Origin of the sequence: Burkholderia sp. AU27893 (assembly GCF_002223205.1) — a bacterium.
Lineage (GTDB): Bacteria > Pseudomonadota > Gammaproteobacteria > Burkholderiales > Burkholderiaceae > Burkholderia.
This window is the reverse complement of sequence record NZ_NKFD01000004.1, coordinates 1,717,584-1,735,030: the sequence shown is the minus strand read 5'-3', so window position 1 is coordinate 1,735,030 and position 17,447 is coordinate 1,717,584. Positions and strand designations below refer to the sequence as shown.

At 67.0% G+C, this 17,447-nt stretch carries 13 protein-coding genes; 10 read left to right on the top strand and 3 right to left on the bottom strand.

All coding sequences use genetic code 11. The features are described from left to right. Positions 1-4: 4 nt before the first annotated feature. The 7 genes from trpA to CFB47_RS27525 all read left to right on the top strand — a co-directional run bounded on the left by trpA (position 5) and on the right by CFB47_RS27525 (position 7,564). Positions 5-820 (top strand): tryptophan synthase subunit alpha, encoded by an 816-nt coding sequence (gene trpA / locus CFB47_RS27555; protein ID WP_089442926.1) that lies wholly within the window; start codon positions 5-7, stop codon positions 818-820. 64 nt (positions 821-884) lie between these two features. After that, entirely contained in the window at positions 885-1,757 is an 873-nt protein-coding gene (accD, locus tag CFB47_RS27550; protein WP_089427938.1) for an acetyl-CoA carboxylase, carboxyltransferase subunit beta, read from the top strand. A gap of 100 nt (positions 1,758-1,857) precedes the next feature. Next, complete coding sequence (gene folC, locus CFB47_RS27545; RefSeq protein WP_089462906.1) at positions 1,858-3,168, top strand: bifunctional tetrahydrofolate synthase/dihydrofolate synthase; 1,311 nt, start codon at positions 1,858-1,860, stop codon at positions 3,166-3,168. Positions 3,169-3,197: 29 nt separating this feature from the next. Then, entirely contained in the window at positions 3,198-4,043 is an 846-nt protein-coding gene (locus tag CFB47_RS27540; protein ID WP_089457852.1) for an SPOR domain-containing protein, read from the top strand. A 6-nt stretch (positions 4,044-4,049) separates the two neighbouring features. Then, positions 4,050-4,544, top strand: a complete 495-nt coding sequence (locus CFB47_RS27535) for a CvpA family protein (protein ID WP_039358324.1) — start codon at positions 4,050-4,052, stop codon at positions 4,542-4,544. Positions 4,545-4,595: 51 nt separating this feature from the next. Further along, positions 4,596-6,128, top strand: coding sequence for an amidophosphoribosyltransferase (gene purF, locus CFB47_RS27530; RefSeq protein WP_089457853.1), 1,533 nt, complete (start codon positions 4,596-4,598; stop codon positions 6,126-6,128). Between the two features lie 245 nt (positions 6,129-6,373). Then, the gene (locus CFB47_RS27525) at positions 6,374-7,564 is read left to right on the top strand and encodes an O-succinylhomoserine sulfhydrylase (RefSeq protein ID WP_059815232.1); all 1,191 of its coding nucleotides are present in this window, start codon (positions 6,374-6,376) and stop codon (positions 7,562-7,564) included. A 109-nt stretch (positions 7,565-7,673) separates the two neighbouring features. On the opposite strand, the gene CFB47_RS27520 is transcribed toward CFB47_RS27525, so the two are convergent. Genes CFB47_RS27520 through CFB47_RS27510 form a run of 3 tightly spaced genes read right to left on the bottom strand, consistent with a single transcriptional unit; the run spans position 7,674 to position 10,778 of the window. Next, positions 7,674-8,645 (bottom strand): NAD-dependent epimerase/dehydratase family protein, encoded by a 972-nt coding sequence (locus CFB47_RS27520; protein ID WP_089462905.1) that lies wholly within the window; start codon positions 8,643-8,645, stop codon positions 7,674-7,676. Next, positions 8,632-9,678, bottom strand: coding sequence for a GDP-mannose 4,6-dehydratase (gmd, locus tag CFB47_RS27515; RefSeq protein ID WP_089427932.1), 1,047 nt, complete (start codon positions 9,676-9,678; stop codon positions 8,632-8,634). The genes CFB47_RS27520 and gmd overlap by 14 nt, the downstream gene beginning before the upstream one ends. Positions 9,679-9,713: 35 nt before the next feature. After that, positions 9,714-10,778, bottom strand: a complete 1,065-nt coding sequence (locus CFB47_RS27510) for an acyltransferase (protein ID WP_089462904.1) — start codon at positions 10,776-10,778, stop codon at positions 9,714-9,716. A gap of 499 nt (positions 10,779-11,277) precedes the next feature. Here CFB47_RS27510 and CFB47_RS27505 point away from each other — a divergent pair, with 499 nt between their 5' ends. From CFB47_RS27505 to CFB47_RS27495, 3 genes are read left to right on the top strand one after another with little or no spacing between them, the layout of a single operon-like run. Continuing rightward, complete coding sequence (locus tag CFB47_RS27505; protein ID WP_179259024.1) at positions 11,278-13,470, top strand: hypothetical protein; 2,193 nt, start codon at positions 11,278-11,280, stop codon at positions 13,468-13,470. 26 nt (positions 13,471-13,496) lie between these two features. Further along, positions 13,497-14,963: a flippase gene (locus CFB47_RS27500; protein ID WP_089457857.1), complete on the top strand. Its 1,467-nt coding sequence runs from the start codon at positions 13,497-13,499 to the stop codon at positions 14,961-14,963. Then, the gene (locus CFB47_RS27495) at positions 14,960-17,425 is read left to right on the top strand and encodes a glycosyltransferase family 4 protein (protein ID WP_179258988.1); all 2,466 of its coding nucleotides are present in this window, start codon (positions 14,960-14,962) and stop codon (positions 17,423-17,425) included. Before CFB47_RS27500 ends, CFB47_RS27495 begins: the two co-directional genes overlap by 4 nt. The last annotated feature ends 22 nt before the right edge of the window (positions 17,426-17,447 follow it).

Below are 17,447 nucleotides of genomic sequence, written 5' to 3'. Positions count from 1 at the left end.
TGCCATGTCCCGTATTCAGCAGACCTTCGCCGCGCTCGCCGAACAAGGCCGTAAGGGCCTGATCCCGTTCATCACGGCCGGCGACCCGGATCCGGCCAAAACCGTCGAATTCATGCACGCGCTCGCCGAAGGCGGCGCGGACGTGATCGAACTCGGCGTGCCGTTCTCCGACCCGATGGCCGACGGCCCCGTGATCCAACGCTCGTCGGAACGCGCGCTCGCGCGCGGCGTCACGCTCAAGAGCGTGCTCGCCGACGTGAAGCGCTTTCGCGAAACCGACCCCAAAACCCCCGTCGTGCTGATGGGCTATGCGAACCCGATCGAGCGGATGGGCGTCGACGCGTTCGCGGCCGAAGCACAGGCGGCCGGGGTCGACGGCGTGCTCGTCGTCGACTATCCGCCGGAAGAGGCGGGCGTGTTCGCCGAGAAAATGCGCGCCGCGCAGATCGATCCGATCTTCCTGCTCGCGCCCACGTCGACCGATGAACGCATCGCCGACGTCGGCAAGATCGCGAGCGGTTACGTGTATTACGTGTCGCTCAAGGGCGTGACCGGCGCAGGAAATCTGGATGTTTCGAGCATTGCGGGTAAAATCCCGGCCATCAAGTCGCGCGTGCCGGTTCCGGTCGGCGTCGGCTTCGGGATCCGCGACGCCGAAACGGCGCGCGCGGTGGCCGAAGTGTCGGACGCCGTCGTGATCGGCAGCCGCCTCGTGCAGCTGCTCGAAAGCGCTGCGCCGGAGGGTGCCGCCGCCGCGCTGAAGACGTTCATCGCCGAGCTGCGCGCCGCCCTGGACGGCGCGGGCAAGGCGGCGCGATAAACACAACACAGGAAGCGGGAACGGGCCGGTTGGCCCGCCCCGCCACGGAACAGGAAACCATACGATGAGCTGGCTCGACAAACTGTTGCCGCCGAAGATCAAGCAGACCGACCCGAAAAGCCGCAAGGGCATTCCGGAAGGCCTGTGGGTCAAATGCCCGTCCTGCGAGGCCGTGCTGTACCGCAACGACGTGGACGCGAACCTGCACGTGTGCCCGAAGTGCGATCACCATATGCGCATCGGTGCGCGTGAGCGCCTCGACGGGCTGCTCGATCCGGAAGGCCGCTACGAGATCGGCCAGGAAATCGTGCCGGTCGACACGCTGAAGTTCAAGGACAGCCGCAAGTACCCCGATCGTCTGAAGGAAGCGATGGACGACACGGGCGAGACCGACGCGATGGTCGTGATGGGCGGTGCGATCCACACGCTGCCGGTGGTCGCGGCCTGCTTCGAATTCTCGTTCATGGGCGGCTCGATGGGCTCGGTGGTGGGCGAGCGCTTCGTCCGCGGCGCGCAGAACGCGCTCGAACAGCAAGTGCCGTTCATCTGCTTCACCGCTTCGGGCGGCGCGCGGATGCAGGAAAGCCTGCTGTCGCTGATGCAGATGGCGAAGACCACCGCGATGCTGACCAAGCTGTCGGAAGCGAAGCTGCCGTTCATTTCGGTGCTGACCGACCCGACGATGGGCGGCGTGTCGGCGAGCTTTGCGTTCCTCGGCGACGTCGTGATCGCCGAACCGAAGGCGCTGATCGGCTTCGCCGGCCCGCGCGTGATCGAGCAGACGGTCCGCGAGAAGCTGCCGGAAGGTTTCCAGCGCGCCGAATTCCTGCTGAAGACGGGTGCGATCGACATGATCGTCGACCGTCGCAAGATGCGCGACGAGATCGCCCAGCTGCTCGCCCTGCTGCAGCGGCAACCGGCCGACGCGCTGGCCTGACCGGCGCGAGGTTGTGAACACTGCGCGTCGCCTGGCTTCAGCGTCAGGCGGCGCGCTTCGTTTTTTGGCGTAGTGGCGGCACCGATCCAGATTTGAACCGATGAGCACTTTTCCCACTCTCGACGCGTGGCTTTCGCATCTCGAACGCGCGCACCCGGTCGGCATCGACATGGGCCTGACCCGCATCGGGCAGGTCAAGGCGGCGCTGCAGCTCGAATTCGCGTGCCCCGTCATCACCGTCGGCGGCACGAACGGCAAGGGCTCGACCTGTGCGTTCCTCGAGACGATCCTCGTGCGCGCCGGCTACAAGGTCGGCTGCCACACGTCGCCGCACCTGCTCGAATTCAACGAGCGCGCGCGCGTGAACGGGCAGAACGTCACCGATGACGAACTGCTGCCGCATTTCGAGGCCGTCGAAGCCGCGCGCACGTCGCTCCCCGAGCCCGTCTCGCTCACGTACTTCGAATTCACGACGCTCGCGATCCTGCACCTGTTCGCGTCGCGCGGGCTCGACGCGGTGATCCTCGAAGTCGGCCTCGGCGGCCGGCTCGATGCGGTCAACATCATCGACACCGATTGCGCGATCGTCACGAGCATCGACATCGACCACACCGAATACCTCGGCGACACGCGCGAGAAGATCGCGTTCGAGAAGGCCGGGATCTTCCGCGCCGGCAAGCCGGCGATCTGCGGCGATCCGGCCGCGCCGCAAACGCTGATCGACCACGCCGAAGCGATCGGCGCCGACCTGTGGCTGGTCGGCCGCGATTTCCGCTACGAGGCGCAGGCAGGCGCGGAGCGCCAGCAGTGGAGCTACCTCGGCCGCGAGAAGCGCTATCCGGCGCTTGCGTACCCGGCGCTGCGCGGGGCGAATCAGCTGATCAATGCGTCGGCCGCGCTCGCCGCGCTCGAAGCGCTGCGTCCGATGCTGCCGGTGTCCGCGCAGGACATCCGGCTCGGCCTCGCGAACGTCGAGCTGCCGGGGCGTTTCCAGGTGCTGCCCGGCAAGCCGGCGATCGTGCTCGACGTCGCGCACAACCCGCATGCGTCGGCCGTGCTCGAGCAGAACCTCGGCAACATGGGCTTCTTCCCGTACACGTACGCGGTGTTCGGCGCAATGCACGACAAGGACATCGACGGCGTGCTGCAGCACCTGAAGGGCGAGATCGACCACTGGTGCGTGACCGACCTGCCGCTGCCGCGCGCGGCCTCCGCGGAGCAGCTCGAAGCCGCGCTGCGCAAGGCCGGCGTGGAGGAGGGGCCCGATTCGAGCGTCACGCGTTACACGTCGCCGGCCGAAGCGTTTCGCGATGCACTAAAAAGAGCATCCGAGAATGATAGAATCGTGGTTTTCGGCAGTTTCCATACGGTTGCCGGCGTGCTGGCCTACCGTAAATCGCAGCAACACTGACTGACGGGCAGTTTCGGACTCAGCCATTCATGGGAATTTTCTCGTTCGGCAAGAAAGACGACGACGCGCCCCCGCGGCGCGGCGGTCGCACCGGGACCTCCCGGAACGTGCGCACGGAGCGCACCACTGAGCGCGTCGAGCGACGCTCGCGCCGCACCGAGCGTCCGGAATCGGACGCACTGCTCCTCGATCCGACCCTTCCAGAAAAGCAACGCGCGCGCCGTCGCCTCGTCGGCGCGATCGCGCTCGTCGTCGCCGCCGTGATCGTGCTGCCGATGGTGCTCGACTCGCACCCGAAGCCGGTCACGGACGACATCGCCATCGACATTCCGAACCGGCCTGCGCACCAGGCGGTCGCACCGCGCGACGATGACGCCTCCGACGTACAGGCAGGCGTCGCGCACGACGAACCGCCGGCATCCGATGTGGCCGTGGCGGCTGCACCAGCGCCCGCGCCGAAGGATGCCGACAAGCCGGCCGCGAAACCCGATACCACGACCACGGCGAGCGTGACGCCGCCGAAGCCCGCGCCGAAACCGGCCGCCCCCGTGGCGAAGCCGGCCGCGCCGAAGCCTGCACCCGCGCCCGCGGCCGTCGCGCGTACCGACGCCGCCAGCCCGGACAGCAGCGATGCTTCGTCGCCGTCGTCGCCGGCCGGTGCGCGTTTCGCGGTGCAGCTCGGTTCGTTCAAGGACGACGCGACGGCCCGTTCGTGGGCCACCAAATTGAAATCGGCGGGTGTGCCCGCATATGTCGAGCATCGCAAGCAGGCAGACGGCAGCACGGCTACACTGTTGCGTGCGGGCCCGTTCGCGGATCGTGCGGCGGCGTCCGCCGCGATCGCGAAGGTGCGCGAAGCCGGGCTGACGCAGTAACGCGCGATGCTGACGGCTTTCGACTACGCTGTATTGGCGGTGATCGCGTTGTCTGCGCTGCGTGGCGCGTGGCGCGGTTTCGTGTCCGAGATTTTCGGGCTGATCGGCTGGATCGCGGCGATCGTGATCGCGGGCCGCTACGTCGGACTGGTCGTGCCGTATATCCCGGCGAACTGGCCGGGCGGTGCGCTGACGCAGTGGGTGATCGCCTTCGCGTTGGTCGTGATCGGCGTGGTGCTGGTCGCCGGCGTGGCGAACGCGTTGCTGTCGCGGATCGCTCAGGCGAGTGGCCTGGGCGGCGTCGACCGCTCGCTGGGCATGATGTTCGGGCTCGTCCGCGGCTGCGTGCTGGTGGTGCTGCTGGTCGCGGCGGCCGGGCTGACCGAGCTGCCCAAACAGGATTTCTGGCGCAATGCGCTATTGCGTCCTTTCGCCGAACAGGGCGTGCACGAGTTGAAGCAGCTCCTGCCCGACGGCATGGCCCAGTACGTACGCGTGTGATGACGCGGCCGGGCAGGACGGAACCGATTTTGTCATTCTGAAGGACATGCCATGTGCGGCATCGTAGGCGTTATCTCCCAATCCCCGGTCAACCAGCTGATCTATGACAGCCTGCTGCTCCTGCAGCATCGCGGTCAGGACGCGGCGGGCATCGCGACGGCGGACGGCAGCAATTTCCACATGTACAAGGCGAACGGCATGGTGCGCGACGTGTTCCGCACGCGCAACATGCGCAGCCTGCCCGGCACCTACGGCATCGGCCAGGTGCGCTACCCGACCGCCGGCTCGGCGTCGAGCGAAGCCGAGGCGCAACCGTTCTACGTGAACGCGCCGTTCGGGATCATCCTCGCGCACAACGGCAACCTGACGAACTGGCAGCAACTGAAGGACGAGATGTTCCGGATCGACCGCCGGCACATCAATACCAATTCCGACAGCGAAGTGCTGCTCAACGTGTTCGCGCACGAGCTGCAACTGTCGACCACGGGCCTCGAGCTCGATCCGGCCTCGGTGTTCAAGGCCGTCTCGGGTGTGCATCGCCGCCTGCAGGGCTCGTATGCGATCGTCTCGCTGATCGCCGGCTACGGCCTGCTCGCGTTCCGCGACCCGTTCGGCATCCGCCCGCTGTGCATCGGCAAGCTCGAGACCGAGCACGGCACCGAATGGATGGTCGCGTCGGAGTCGGTGGCCGTCGAAGGCATCGGTTTCGAATTCGTCCGCGACGTGCAGCCGGGCGAAGCGATCTTCATCGATCCGGCCGGCAACTTCCACAGCCAGCAGTGCGCGGAGCAGCCGACGCTGAATCCGTGCATGTTCGAATACGTGTACCTCGCGCGTCCGGATTCGTGCCTCGATGGCGTGCCGGTCTACAACGTGCGCCTGCGCATGGGCGACTATCTCGCCGAGAAGATCAAGCGCGAGCTGCCGAACGTGCCGATCGACGTCGTGATGCCGATTCCCGATTCGTCGCGCCCGGCTGCGATGCAGGTCGCCGCGAAGCTCGGCGTCGAGTACCGCGAAGGCTTCTTCAAGAACCGCTACGTCGGCCGTACCTTCATCATGCCGGGCCAGGCCGTGCGCAAGAAGTCGGTGCGCCAGAAGCTCAATGCGATGAGCATCGAGTTCAAGGACAAGAACGTGCTGATCGTCGACGACTCGATCGTGCGCGGCACGACCTCGCATGAAATCGTGCAGATGGCGCGCGATGCGGGCGCGAAGTCGGTGATCTTCGCGTCGGCCGCGCCGCCCGTGAAGTTCCCGAACGTGTACGGCATCGACATGCCGACGCGCGGCGAACTGGTCGCCCATGGCCGCACCGACGAAGAAGTCGCGAAGATCATCGGCGCCGACCACCTGATCTATCAGGACGTCGACGATCTGCGCCGCGCGGTGCGCGACATCAACCCGAAGCTCGAACGCTTCGAGGCGTCGTGCTTCGACGGCAACTACATCACCGGCGACGTGACGCCCGAGTATCTCGATGCGATCGAGCGCGCGCGCCTCACGCCGGCATCGCAGGCCGATCGCGACACGGCGGGCGACACCGAACGCTCGCAGATGAACCTGCAGCTGTCGGTCGAGTGACACCGGCGCACGCTTTTGACGAAGCGTGATAGGATGTGGCCGTGCGTCGATTTGATATCAGCTTGCGGACGCGGGGCGACTTCCCAAAACAGCTAAAGCGAAGGCCGGTGGCAACCGGCCCGAGTCGATCGCTGTCGTACCGCACCGAAGCCCGCTGATGCCGACGCATAGCGGGCTTTTTGTTTTGGCCTGGTTTTGACTGGGTTCGCGCCACTCGCGCGACCCTCGAATACGGAAAACGGAACATGGACGACTCCCTCAACTTCGACACGCTTGCCGTGCGCGCGGGCACGCTGCGCAGCGACTTCAACGAGCACTCGGAAGCGCTGTTCCTCACGTCGAGCTTCTGCTTCCAGAGCGCGGCCGACGCGGCCGAGCGCTTCGCGAATTCGGAAGACTACTTCACCTATTCGCGCTTCACGAACCCGACCGTCACGATGTTCCAGGAGCGTCTCGCGGCGCTCGAGGGCGGCGAGGCCTGCATCGCGACGGCGTCGGGGATGGCCGCGATCATGTCGGTCGTGATGGCCGCGCTGCAGGCCGGCGACCACCTCGTCAGCTCGCGCAGCCTGTTCGGCTCGACGCTCGGGATGTTCTCGCAGATCTTCAACAAGTTCGGAATCACGACGACCTTCGTCGACCCGACCGACCTGAACGCGTGGAAGGAAGCCGTGCGTCCGGAGACGAAGATGTTCTTCCTCGAGACGCCGTCGAACCCGCTGACCGAACTCGCCGACATCGAGGCGATCGGCAAGATCGCGAAGGCATCGAACGCGCTGTTCGTCGTCGACAACTGTTTCTGCAGCCCGGTGCTGCAGCAGCCGCTGAAGCTCGGCGCGGATGTCGTGATGCACTCGGCGACGAAATTCCTCGACGGCCAGGGCCGCGTGCTCGGCGGCGCGCTGGTCGGCTCGAAGGAATTCATCATGGGCAAGGTGTTCCCGTTCGTGCGCAGCGCGGGCCCGACGCTGTCGGCGTTCAATGCGTGGGTGCTGCTGAAGGGGATGGAGACGCTGTCGCTGCGCGTCGAGAAGCAATCGGCGAATGCGCTGGAAATCGCACGCTGGCTCGATTCGCATCCGGCGGTTGCGCGCGTGTTTCACCCGGGCCTCGAATCGCACCCGCAGCACGAACTCGCGAAGCGTCAGCAGAAGGCGGGCGGGTCGATCCTGTCGTTCGAGCTGAAGGGCGACACGCCCGAGCAGCAGCGCGCGAATGCATGGCGCGTGATCGACAACACGAAGCTGATCTCGATCACCGGCAACCTCGGCGACACGCGCACGACGATCACCCATCCGGCGACGACCACGCACGGCCGCATCACGCCGGAAGCACGCGCGGCGGCAGGGATCAGCGAAGGGCTGATCCGGTTGTCGGTCGGCCTCGAAGACGCGGGCGACCTGCGCAAGGATCTCGCGCGCGGGCTGGAAGGCTGAGCGCGGCACGTCACGCATGTCGTGACGTGATTTGACGTGACACTTGGACGAAGGGCCGGTCGCTTGCGTGACCGGCCCTTCGTTTTGGTGTCGATGCAAATCTCCCGGCTTACCCGGCGGGATGCCCGCCCGCATGCGCGTCGTGGCGCATCGCGTCCACCATCCAGCGCAGCGTTTCGTCGAGCGGCGTGACGGGCAGCTCGCCCACCGCGCGTCGCAGCTTGTCGCGCGACCCACTCAGACTTTTCACTTCGTTGTGCCGCACGAAACGCGGATCGATCGTCACGTCGATCACGTAACCGGCGATACGCGACAGCATCGCCAGCACTTCCTTCAGCGAATACGCGCGCTCGGAGCAGACGTTGAACGTCTCGCCGGCCGGTGCGGCCTCGACCAGCTTCAGGTACGCGGCCGTCACGTCGCGCACGTCGGAGAAATCGCGGCTCACGTCGAGATTGCCGAGCGAGATGCGCGGTGCGTTGCGCGCGTAGTGCGCGACGAGCTTCGGCAGCAGGTACGCATCGCTCTGGCCGACGCCCGTGTAGTTGAACGGCCGCGCGATCACGATCGGCAGCCGGTCGGCCCACAGCTTCGCCGCGTATTCCATCGCGAGCTTGCTGACCGCGTAGTCGTTCACCGGGGCCGGGGCGACGGATTCGTCGAGCACGCCGGCCGTCGAGTTGCCGTAGATGTTCGCGCTGCTGGCGAGCAGTACGGCCGACGGGCGGCGGTCGAGGCCCGCGAGCGCGGCCAGCAGGTTGCGCGTGCCGACGATGTTGACCGCGTAAGTCTGCGACGGCTCGTCCTGCGCGACGTGCGCGCGGGCGGCGAGATGCACGACCGCATCGGGCCGCGCGTCGGCGGCCGCCGCGCGCATCGCATCCGCGTCGAGCAGGTCGACGGGGAGCAGCGTGCAGTGCGCGAAGGCCGGATCGTCGTGCCGTGCCGTACCGGGCGCGACCGTGCCCCAGACCTCATAGCCGGCCGCCTGCAGGCGGTCGGCCATGTAGCGGCCGGTGAAGCCCGTCAGGCCAGTGACGAATGCACGGCGCGACGGGCGTCCGGCTTCAGAACGTGTCATGGTGTTGATTCCGCGTCAAATCCGCTTCGACCATCATCTGGCAAAGTTGTTCGAGCGTCGTTTTCGGTTCCCAGCCGAGTTTGGCTTTAGCCTTGTCCGCGCAGCCGATCAGCAGGTCGACCTCGGCAGGGCGGTAGAACTTCGGATTCACTTCCACGAGCACGTTGCCGGTCGCCGCGTCGAGGCCGCGTTCCTGCTCACCCTTGCCGGTCCATTCGATCTGGTAGCCGGCCGCCGCGAACGCCATCCGCACGAAGTCGCGCACGGTTTCGGTCCGGTTGGTTGCCAGCACATAGGTATCGGGTTCGTCGGCCTGCAGCATGCGCCACATGCCTTCGACGTACTCGAGTGCGAAGCCCCAGTCGCGCTTCGCGTCGAGGTTGCCGAGCTCGAGGCGGGTCGCCTTGCCGAGCTTGATCTTCGCGATGGTGTCGGTGATCTTGCGCGTGACGAACTCGCGGCCGCGCAGCGGCGACTCGTGGTTGAACAGGATGCCGCTGCTGCCAAACAGGCCGTACGACTCGCGGTAGTTCACCGTCATCCAGTGCGCGTACAGCTTCGCGACGCCGTATGGGCTGCGCGGATAGAACGAGGTCGCTTCCGTCTGCGGAATCGACTGCACCTTGCCGAACATCTCGGAGGTCGACGCCTGGTAGAAGCGCGTCTTCGGGCTCACGACGCGGATTGCCTCGAGCAGGTTCAGCGGACCCAGGCCCGTCACTTCGGCGGTCGTCGCCGGCTGGTCGAACGACACGCCGACGAAGCTTTGCGCGGCGAGGTTGTACAGCTCGTCGGGCTGCGTGCGTTCGAGCAGGCGCAGGCTCGAGCCGGCGTCGGTCAGGTCGTGCTCGACGAGCGTGAGGTTCGGGTGCGTGTCGACGCCGAGCTCGGCGATGCGCCAGAAATTCACCGAGCTGGTGCGGCGGTAGGTGCCGGTAACCTCGTAGCCCTTGTCGAGCAGCAGCTTGGTCAGGTAGGCGCCGTCTTGCCCCGAGATCCCGGTAATGATGGCCTTCTTGCGAGTTTGGCTCATGACGTTGTCCTGGTAAAAACGATGGATGATGAAAGTCAGGCGGTCGTGCCGGCGGCGGCCGGCAGCGCGCGGCGTGCGGGGCCGCGCGTCAGGCGCCGTTCGAAGCCGTACCAGCTCACGGTCGCGTACGCGAGCGTGATCCCGAGCGCCAGCGCGGCCGTGACGAAGCGGTTCAGGTGCAGCGGCCACAGCGCGTACAGCACGCTGAGGTGGATCAGGTACACGGTGTAGCTGACGGTACCGACGTAGACGAGCATCGGGTTCGTCAGCACACGCTGCACGAGGCCGCGGCCGCGCAGCGCGATTACGACGATCGACGTGCACAGCAGCAGCGAGATGCTGTAGAGCGCGGCATTCGACAGCGGCGTGTTCGCGGCGCGGAAGCGCGGGAACGACAGGTGCAGCCAGCCGAGGATCGCGAGTGACACGAGCGCGCCGACGATCGCGAGCGGATAGAAAGGCTCGAGCGCGCGCCGGTCGCGGCGCAGCACGATCGCGAGCAGCGCGCCCGCGGCGAGCAGGTCCATGCGGAACGGCGTCAGGTAGTAGATCGGCCAGAACGAGTCGAACCACGGCGTCGCGATCGCGCGCAGCACGGGGGCCGCGACGATCAGCGCGGCGGCGACCCACAGCAGCGCGCGCTCCGAGCACCACAGCACCACGAACGGCCAGAAGATATAGAACTGTTCCTCGACCGCGAGCGACCACAGCACGTTCAGGCTGTCATGGCCGATGCTGCCGAGCGACAGCCCGATGTTGGTCGAGAAGAACGCGAACCACGGCCAGTGCGGCAGCCAGCCCGCGCCGAACAGGATCGTCGACACCACCAGCAGCAGCACGTACGGCGGCAGGATGCGACGCACGCGGCGCGCGTAGAAGTGGCTGAAGTACGACTGCCCGCGCGCCTTGCGATCGAGCAGGATGCCGGTGATCAGCAGGCCGCTCAGCACGAAGAACAGGTCGACGCCCATCCAGAGCGGCGCCTTCAGCGCGTGCTGCAGGAACACGGCGCCCACCGCGATCGCGCGCAGCCCGTCGAGCTGCACGATGCGGCCGTGTTGCGGCGGGGTGAGATCCGCGGGTCGCGAGAGGCCCGTCATCGCGCCGCTCCTTCGCGACGCGCGGCGTGGGCCGGGGCGTGTCGCATATCCGATGCGTAAACGTGAACGTAATGCATGCCATTAAATGAAATATCGAATCGAAATCGATTCTAGGGAAAAGAAATCGGCAAAAAAACGCGCGTCATTTATCTGACGGCAAATATTCAAATGCCGATTATTTCTGTCGCCGGGTGAAAGGTAGGCGCCCGGACGGCCCCGTCAGGCGGTGAAAGGCGGAATTTTCTACGGGACGGAAATCGAAAGGCGGTCGTTATTGCCGCTTTCGGGCGCCTTTTCGGCGCTGTTCCGGTTCGATATTTCACGCGGAAACATCCCCAAATATTTCCAAATTTCTTGTGATTATTTTTGCTTGTAACCTGCATCGCGACGTTTGAAACCCATTTAGCGACAGGGTGCGCCGGCGGCAGTCCTTGCGGCGGCCCGGTCGTTGTTGCATCAAGTCTGGAGAAGCGCATTGCGACGTCTGATTCTGGTAGGCATGACGGTGTGCGCGACGCTGCTGACGGGCGCCGCACCGGCCGAAACGGTGTTGCCCGCGACGACGTCGTGGATCGGTAATACGTTCGGCTATGGCGACGGCAGCTGGACGCAGATCGACATCCGCGCGATCGCGGTGACGCCTGAAGGCAAGGTGTATACGAACGCGCCGTGGGACGAGAGCGGGGCCGAGGCGAGCGTCTACCAGGACGGGAAGATGCTCGGCTTCGCCGGCGGCACGCACGGCTGGGGCAATCTCGGCGGCAGCGCGATCGCGGTGAACAGCAAGTACGCGTATGTCGCGATCGGTGTCGGCAACGAGCGCGGCCACCTGCAGTCGCCCGGCATCTGGCCGGACAAGGGCAAGCAGTGGTTCGGCATCTCGCGTCGCACGATCGGCGACCTGAAGCAGCCCGCGCCGTTCCGCGCGGCGCCGCAGGTCGCGCCGGGCGGCCGCGCGGACACCGGTCGCGCGCGGATGGCCGCGAGCTTCATGGTGATGAACGAGGTGGCGGCGCCTGCGCGCTCGGAAGTGGGCGAGCAGAAGGCGGAAGTCGGCGGCCTCGCGGCCGACGACAAGACGCTGTTCGCGACGAATCCGTCGCGTGACGCGGTGGACGTATACGACGCGGAGACGATGCAGCAGAAGGGCACGTGGAGCGCGCACGAGCCGGGCCGCCTCGCGCTCGCGGGCGACGGCACGCTGTGGCTGCTCACGGACACGATCAACGGGCCCGCGCACCTCGTGCACGTGCGCGCGGACGGCCGCAAGCTCGACGACGCGCCCGCGCTGCCGGAAGGCACCGACGCGGTGGACGTGGCCGTCGACGCGAAAGGGCGTGTGCTCGTCGCGGACAACGGGCCGCGCCAGCAGATCCTGATCTTCTCGAAAGGCGGCAAGGGCTATGCGCAGTCGGGCACGCTCGGCGAGCGCGGCGGCATCTTCGCGGGCCCGGTGCCGGGCCGGCCGGGGCCGCAGCGCTTCAACGGGCTGACGGGTGTCGGCGTCGACCGCGCCGGCAACATCTATGTGTCGATGAACGGCATCGGGCCGCGCCACGACACGATCGGTGCAGGGCTCGGCGCGGTGCTCGAAAGCTACACGCCGGACGGCAAGCAGCGCTGGCAAGTACAGGGGCTGCTGTTCGTCGACGGCGCGTGGATCGACCCGGCGCGGCCGAACAGCGTGTACACGGGCAACAAGCGCTTCGAACTCGACCTGTCGAAACCACCGGGCCAGGACTGGAAATACGTCGGCTTCCTGTCGAACCGCTTCAAGTATCCGGACGATCCCGTGTTCCACACGGACCAGTATCCCGGCATGCCGTTCGCACGGCGCCTCGACGGCCGCACGTTCCTGTACCTGACCGACATGTACGCCGATCACCTGAAGATCTACCGCTTCGACGCGAAGCGCGACGGCGAGGTCGCGATTCCGTCGGGCCTGATCGCGGGGCGTGCGCGACCGGTCGACAAGGTGCCGAACAAGCCGCCGGGCGGCGACTGGCTGTGGCGCGACGCGAACGGCAACGGCCGGCTGGATGCCGACGAGTTCGAGACGAACACGACGGGCAAGGCGAAGGCGGGCGGCTGGGGCTGGTGGGTCGACACGAAGGGCGACATCTGGCGCACCAGCGACGTGCGCGGCATCCACCGCTTCCAGTACGGCGGCGTCGACAAGGCCGGCAACCCGGTCTACTCGTACGACAAGGTCACGACCTATCCGATGCCGCAGCCGTTCACGCAGTTGCGCCGCGCGATCTACGAGCCGCAGACCGACACGCTGTACGTGACCGGCTACACGGCCGACGCGCCGCCGCAGCCGGGCATCAACAAGGAAGTGGGGCGTGTGCTGATTCGCATCGACAAGTGGTCGACGGGTTCGCCGGTCGTGCGCTACCAGGTCGCGCTGCCGTGGCAGCTCGACGCGAAGCCGATCTTCGACCTGATCGGGCTCACGGCCGAGGGCCGCTACCTGTTCGGGGTGGAGCCGGTCGGCAAGATCCACGTGTACGACAAGGAAACCGGCGAGGAAGTGGGCGTGATGAGCCCGGGCGCCGAGGTCGGCAAGGCCTCCGGCTGGGTCGACGTGCCGTTCGGCATCAGCGCGTTCCGGCGCGAGAACGGCGAGTACCTCGTGTTCGTCGAGGAAGACGCACGCGGCAAGGTGCTGATGTATCGCTGGAAACCGTGACGGGCGACGTCACACAAGGCAGAAGCATGGACAAAGGCATACTCAAGAACGTTTCGATCAACTTCATCGGGCTGATCCTGCCGACCTTCGTGTCGCTGGTGACGGTGCCCGCCTATATCCACGCGCTCGGCGTCGAACGCTACGGCGTCGTCAGCCTCGTGTGGACGCTGATCGGCTATTTCGGGATCCTCGATCTCGGGATGAGCATGGCCGCGCAGAACCACATCTCGAAGGCGCTCGCGAGCGGCAACGCCGACGAAAGCGCGCGCGTGTTCTGGAGCGCGTTCTGGCTGAACCTCGGCACCGGCATCGTCGGCGGGCTGCTGATCTATTTCGGCGCGTTCGTCTATACCGCGTACTTCACGAAGGTGTCGGCGGCGATGCAGCACGAGGTGTATCTCGCGCTGCCGTGGCTCGCGCTCGCGATTCCGCTGGCGAACGTGTCGTGGGTGTTCGCCGGCGCGATCAACGGCGCCGAACGCTTCGGCGTGTTCAACACGAACCAGACGATCGGCACGTTCCTGTTCCAGCTGCTGCCGCTCGGCGCCGCGTGGTGGATCGCGCCGAACCTGCAGACGGTGCTCGCCGCGGCGGTCGTCGCGCGGCTGATCGCCGCGGTGATGCTCGGCCAGGCCAGCATCAAGGTGCTCGGGATCCGGCGCATCGATCCGCCGCAGTGGGGCACCGCGAAAGGGCTGTTCAACTTCGGCGGCTGGATGCTGATCGCGAGCACGACGAGCATGATCGCCGACACGCTCGACCGCGTGATGCTCGGCGCCGGCATGGGCGCGAAGTTCGTCACGTACTACACGGTGCCGCAGAACCTCGTCACGCGCCTGAACATGCTGCCGAACGCGCTCGTGCGCACGCTGTTCCCGCGCCTGTCGGCGGTCGGCCGCGACCATGCGGACACGCTTGCGCGCCAGTCGCTCGAATTCCTGAACGGCGTGTTCACGCCGGTCGGCATCGTCGCGATCTTCGCGCTCGCGCCGTTCCTCACGCTGTGGGTCGGTGCGGATCTCGCCGCGCACTCGGCGCCGGTCGGCCGCGTGCTGGTGATCAGCGTGTGGCTCGTCGGCCAGGCGAGCGTCACGCGAATCCTGATTCAGTCGCAGGTCAATCCGGCTCGCGCGGCGTTCGCCGGGCTCGTCGAGATGCCGTTCTTCGTCGGCGGCCTGTGGTTCGGCATTCATCACTTCGGGCTGATCGGCGCGGCGGTGGTCGTCGCGGCGCGTGCGCTCGTCGACTATGGCGTGCTGCTTTACCTGTCGGCGATCCGGATGCGCGCGATCGTGCTCGACATGCTCGCGCATCTGGCGTTTCTGCTGGCGAGCCTGTTTCTGGCGCAGGCGTGGCCGGGGCTCGTCGAGTCGGTCGGTATCTGCGCGGTCGTGCTGCTGTTGAACGTCGCGTGGTCGCTCACGATGACCCCCGGGCTGCGTGCGCTCGTGCGCGACCTGTTTGTCCGTCTCAATGCGAGGAAAATGGTATGAATCGCGATCTGGCGGAACACGCCGTATTGAATCTCGCCACCGCTGATGCGGCCGTGGCCGAAGCGGGCGATGCCGCCGCGCTGCGCCGGGCGCTGCCGGCCGAACGGGCCAACGCACGCCATCCGACGCGCGCGCTGCGCGTCGCGATCGTCCACGACTGGCTCGTCACCTATGCCGGAGCCGAGCGCGTGCTCGAACAGATCGTCGCGTGCTTTCCCGACGCGGACCTGTTCAGCCTCGTCGACTTCCTCGACGATCGCGCGTTCGTACGCGGCAAGCCCGTGACGACGTCGTTCATCCAGAAGCTGCCGTTCGCGCGCACCAAGTACCGCAGCTACCTGCCGCTGATGCCGCTCGCGATCGAGCAGCTCGACGTGTCCGAGTACGACCTGGTGATCTCGAGCAGCCATGCGGTCGCGAAGGGCGTGCTGACGGGGCCGGACCAGGTGCACATCAGCTACGTGCATTCGCCGATCCGCTATGCGTGGGACCTGCAGCACCAGTATCTGGAACAGTCGAACCTCACGCACGGGCCGAAGTCGCTGCTCGCGCGGATGATCCTGCATTACATCCGCAACTGGGACACGCGCACCGCGAACGCGGTGGACGGTTTCGTCGCGAACTCCGCGTTCATCGCGCGGCGCATCAAGAAGGTCTACCACCGCGACGCGGCGGTGATCTTCCCGCCGGTCGACGTCGACGCGTTTTCGCTGAACGCGGAGAAGGAGGATTTCTACCTGACCGCGTCGCGGATGGTGCCGTACAAGAAGATCGACCTGATCGTCGAAGCCTTTTCGCGCACGCCCGAGCGCAAGCTCGTCGTGATCGGCGACGGCCCCGAGATGCAGAAGATCCGCGCGAAGGCCGCCCCGAACGTCGAGATCATGGGCTACCAGCCGTTCGCAGTGCTGCACGACCGGATGCGGCGTGCGAAGGCGTTCGTGTTCGCGGCCGAGGAGGATTTCGGGATCTCGGTGGTCGAGGCGCAGGCGTGCGGCACGCCGGTGATCGCGTACGGCAAGGGCGGCGCGCTCGAAACCGTGCTCGACCCGCAATCGGACCTGAACCCGACCGGCCTCTTTTTCGACGAACAGACGCCGCTCGCGATCGTCGCGGCCGTCGACGATTTCGAGCGTGCGCCGCAGCGCTTCACGCCGACCGCCTGCCGCACGAACGCGGAGCGGTTTTCCGCCGATACGTTCCGGCAGCGTTTTCTCGACTACGTGGAGGCGGCGCTGCCCGGCGCGACCGCGCAGCGCGGTACGGCCATCGCGCCGATGCCGGCCGCGCGCGGCCCGGCGACGCTCGTGCTCGACCAGAGCGGCGTGCTCGGCGGCGCCGAGCTGTCGCTGCTCGAAATCATGAAGCACATGCGCGCGAACGCCGATGTGCTGCTGTTCGACGACGGCCCGTTCCGTGCGGCGCTCGACGAGATCGGCGCGCGCGTCGACGTGGTCGACCAGGGCGCGCTCGCGGGCGTGCGCAAGCAGGGCGGCGTGTCGCTCGGTGCGTTGAAGCAGCTCGTGCGGCTGGTGCGCGACGTCGCGCGCCGCGCACGCCGCGCCGAGGTGATCTACGCGAACACGCAGCGCGCGATGGTGGTCGCCGCGCTGGCCGGACGGCTCGCGCGCAAGCCGGTGGTGTGGCACCTGCGCGACATCGTCAGCACCGACCATTTCGGCAGCAAGCAGTTGCTGGCGATCAAGTACTGCGCGCGGCTCGGCGTCACGCGCGTGATCGCGAATTCCGATGCGTCCGCGCAGGCGTTCCGGACGCTGACGGGCTTCACGCCGCAGCACGTCGACGTCGTGTTCAACGGCATTTCGGCCGAGCCGTTCGACGCGCTGGAAGGCGTCAGCCAGGCCGCGCTGCGCACGCGCCTCGGGTTGCCCGAAAACGCGTGGCTCGTCGGTTCGTTCAGCCGGCTCGCGCGCTGGAAGGGGCAGCACGTGCTGCTGGAAGCCGCCGCGCGGCATCCCGACATGCACGTGGTGCTGGTCGGCGCGCCGTTGTTCGGCGAGGACGAATACGCAGCTCAGCTGCACGAATACGTCGCGCGGCACGGGATGGACGAGCGCGTGCATTTCCTCGGGTTCCAGCGCGACGTGGCCGCCTGCATGACGGCGGTCGACGTCGTCGCGCACACGTCGATCACGCCCGAGCCGTTCGGGCGCGTGATCGTCGAGGGGATGCTCGCGCGCCGGCCGGTCGTCGCGGCCCGCGCGGGCGGCGTCGTCGAGATCATCGAGGACGGCGACAACGGGCTGCTCTGCGCGCCGGGCGATGCGGCCGCGCTGGCCGATGCGCTGGCTACGTTGAAGCGCAACGGCGCGCTGCGCGAGCGGCTCGTCGCGAGCGGCCGGGCGACGGCGGTGCGCCGGTTCGGCACCGAAACCTACGTGGAGCGGGTCGAGAAGATCCTCGCGGATACAGTGAAGGCGGCGAAGGCGAAGAAGCGCTAGCAGCCGTCGGCGCGAGCCGGTG